General features: G+C 73.5%; 4 protein-coding genes. 1 reads left to right on the plus strand and 3 read right to left on the minus strand.

Translation table 11 applies throughout. The features are described 5' to 3' along the window. Nucleotides 1–153 precede the first annotated feature (153 nt). The 3 genes from DKT68_RS01060 to recO form a co-directional block, all read right to left on the minus strand. Nucleotides 154–339, minus strand: coding sequence for a hypothetical protein (locus DKT68_RS01060; protein ID WP_089019454.1), 186 nt, complete (start codon nucleotides 337–339; stop codon nucleotides 154–156). 69 nt (nucleotides 340–408) lie between these two features. Further along, nucleotides 409–1221, minus strand: coding sequence for an isoprenyl transferase (locus DKT68_RS01065; RefSeq protein WP_109815567.1), 813 nt, complete (start codon nucleotides 1219–1221; stop codon nucleotides 409–411). Further along, nucleotides 1218–2093: a DNA repair protein RecO gene (gene recO, locus DKT68_RS01070; protein WP_109815568.1), complete on the minus strand. Its 876-nt coding sequence runs from the start codon at nucleotides 2091–2093 to the stop codon at nucleotides 1218–1220. Before recO ends, DKT68_RS01065 begins: the two co-directional genes overlap by 4 nt. Nucleotides 2094–2195: 102 nt before the next feature. Here recO and DKT68_RS01075 point away from each other — a divergent pair, with 102 nt between their 5' ends. Next, nucleotides 2196–3005, plus strand: coding sequence for a DUF4097 family beta strand repeat-containing protein (locus tag DKT68_RS01075; protein WP_109815569.1), 810 nt, complete (start codon nucleotides 2196–2198; stop codon nucleotides 3003–3005). The last annotated feature ends 146 nt before the right edge of the window (nucleotides 3006–3151 follow it).

Below are 3151 nucleotides of genomic sequence, written 5' to 3' on the forward strand. Positions count from 1 at the left end.
AGATGTGTATAAGAGACAGCCTCCGGACCCTACCCGGCTGCCACCCCCCACAACTCCGAAACACCACGCCACCTGCCCCGCACCCCCGCCGTGGGGTGGGAACGCAGCGGTGCCGCTCGCACCGAGGTGGGAGCGGCACCGGGTCGTTCGGAGTTACCAGAATCGGCGACGCTTGGCCTTCTGGGGGCGCATGAAGTCCGCGCCCTTGGTCAGCAGCCGGCTCACCCCGGAGGGACCACGCCGGGCCTCCAGGGTGTGGCTGAGTCGGCGGGCGCCGGCCGCGGCCAGCGGCACCGCGATCGCCATCACCGCCCACTGTGCGATGCGCTTCTGGATCATGTGGGTTCACCTCCGTCAGTGGCTCCTGACGTCTGTGATACCCAGAGTGACGGTGCGGTAAGCCTCGACTCAGCCCACCGGGGCGACCGGGTTGGGCAGCGCGCCGCCGAACCGCCGGTCCCGCTGGGCGTACAGCTCGCAGGCGTACCAGAGGTGGCGGCGGTCGAAGTCGGGCCAGAGCGTGTCCAGGAAGACCAGCTCGGCGTACGCCGCCTGCCAGAGCAGGAAGTTGGAGATGCGTTCCTCCCCGGAGGGGCGCAGGAACAGGTCCACCTCCGGGATCTCCGGGTGGTAGAGGTACTTCGCCACGGTCTTCTCGGTGACCTTCGACGGATCCAGCCGGCCGGCCGCCACGTCACGGGCGATCGCGGCGGCGGCGTCGCCGATCTCCGCCTGCCCGCCGTAGTTGACGCAGAACTGCAGGGTCAACGTCGAGTTGCCACGGGACATCTCCTCGGCGGTCTGCAACTCGGAGATGACGCTCTTCCACAACCGCCCGGGACGGCCCGACCAGACCACCCGCACGCCGAGGTCGACCAGCTGGTCGCGGCGGCGGCGGATGACGTCCCGGTTGAACCCCATCAGGAACCGGACCTCGTCCGGCGAGCGCCGCCAGTTCTCCGTGGAGAACGCGTACGCCGACAGGTAGGGGATGCCCATCTCGATGGCGCCCTCGATGGTGTCGAAGAGGCTGTGCTCCCCCGCCTCGTGACCCTTGGTGCGGGGCAGCCCGCGCTCCTTGGCCCACCGGCCGTTGCCGTCCATGACCACGGCGACGTGCTTCGGCACCGCCTCGGTGGGCAGCGCCGGCGGACGCGCGCCCGACGGGTGCGGTGTCGGCGGCGTCGGCTCACGCCGACCGGCCCTCAACGATCGGATCACTCGGCTCTCTCCCTGCTCGCACCGTCCGCACCGGCCTCGACGTCGCCGCTCGGCCGGAGCGTTGCGGCCCCGGCGCCGCCCGGCGGCGGGACCCCGCCGGCCGCCGAGGGACCCCGGTCGACCAGCGGCAGCGAGCGTAGCGCGCGTTCCAGGTGCCACTGCAGGTGCGCCGCCACCAGCCCACTGCACTCCCGGCGTACGCCGGTCTCGGTGGCGTCGGCGACCACCCAGTCGCCGGTGGTCAGCGCGGACATCAGGTCGATGGTGGCCGGCGCGGGATGGGCCGCGCCGGGTGGCCGGCAGTCCGGGCAGACCGCGCCGCCGGCCGGGACGGAGAACGCCCGGTGCCGGCCGGGGGTGCCGCAGACCGCGCACGCGATCAGCGCCGGCGCCCAGCCCGCGAGGCCCATCCCGCGCAGCAGGTACGCGTCGAGCACCAGGGTGGTGGCGTGCTCGCCCCGGGACAGCGCCTTCAACGCGCCCACGGTGAGCTGGAACAGCCGTAGCGACGGCTCCCGCTCCACCGGGGTCAGCCGCTCGGCAGTCTCGGCGATCGCGCTGGCCGCCGTGTAGCGGGGATAGTCCCCGAGGAACCGCTTGCCGTACAGGTCGATGCCCTCGACCTGGCTGACGGTGTGCAGCGAGCTGCCGTGGTTGCCCTTCGGGTCGCCGGCGAGCTGGAGGTCGACGTGGCCGAACGGCTCCAGGCGGGCGCCGAACTTGCTGGTGGTGCGACGGATCCCCCGGGCCACCGCACGCAGGCGGCCGTGCCGGCGGGTCAGCAGGGTGATGATCCGGTCGGACTCGCCGAGCTTCTGCACACGCAGCACCACCGCGTCGTCGCGGTAGAGCTGTCGGCGGTACCCGGCCATCGGACCATTCTCCCTCGGGGTCTGAAATCAGGGTCGGGTCGGGGTGGATGCGCGGACGAACCCCGATGCGCCAGGCTCGTCACCGGTCGTAGCGTGCTGGCCATGGCACTGCACCGGACCACCGCCCCGCGCCGTCGTCGCGCCGCCGCCCCCGTCGGGCTGGGGCTGGCCACCGCCCTCATCCTGCTCGCCGGGTGCGACAACCTGTCCTTCCGCCGGCTCGACTACGACGACACCGAAGCCGTCCGGGTCACCACGATCCAGGTGCGGGGTGGCTCGGGCGACGTGGTCGTACGCGGCACCGGCCCGGCGGCCGAGGTGCGGATCAAGCGGGTGGTGCGCTACCAGGGCGGCGAACCGGACAACGCCCGGTACGAGATCGAGGGCAGCGAGCTGGTGCTGGACACCGACTGCGGCTCGCGGTGCTCCGTCTCCTACGAGGTGACCGTACCGGAGGGCGTGGCCGTGCAGGGCGAGGTCGGCTCCGGCAACATCGAGCTGAGCCGGGTCGGCACGGTGGAGCTGCAGCTCGGCTCGGGCGACGTGCGGATCGCCAGCGCCTCCGGCGCGCTCGGGGTGGAGACCCGCTCGGGCAACATCGAGGTGAGCGAGGCCACCGCGGCGGTACGGCTGCGCGCCTCGTCCGGGGACATCACCGCGCGCCGGCTGACCGGCGCGGTCGACGCCGAGGCCAGCTCGGGCAACGTCACCGTCGAGCTGGACAAGCCGGCCTCGGCCCGCGCACACGCCTCCAGCGGGGACGTCACGCTGCTGGTGCCGGCCGGCAGCTACCGGGTCCAGTCCAACGCCGGCTCCGGCGACGAGCGGGTCACCGTCGCCGACGACCCGGCCGCCTCCCTGGTGCTCGACGGCTCGGCCGGCAGCGGCAACGTCACGATCAGCCAGCGCTGATCTCGACGGTGCCCACCTCGCGGGGCGCCCGCTGCGCCGGCACCACCGCTCGCCCGACGGTCACCCCCGCCGGTGCGGCGCCGGGTCCGCGCACCGGGTCGGAACGCCGGACCGGCGCCCGGTCGGCCGCCGGGCCGGCGCCGGAC

Source organism: Micromonospora acroterricola (genome assembly GCF_003172955.1).
In the GTDB taxonomy this organism is placed as follows: domain Bacteria; phylum Actinomycetota; class Actinomycetes; order Mycobacteriales; family Micromonosporaceae; genus Micromonospora; species Micromonospora acroterricola.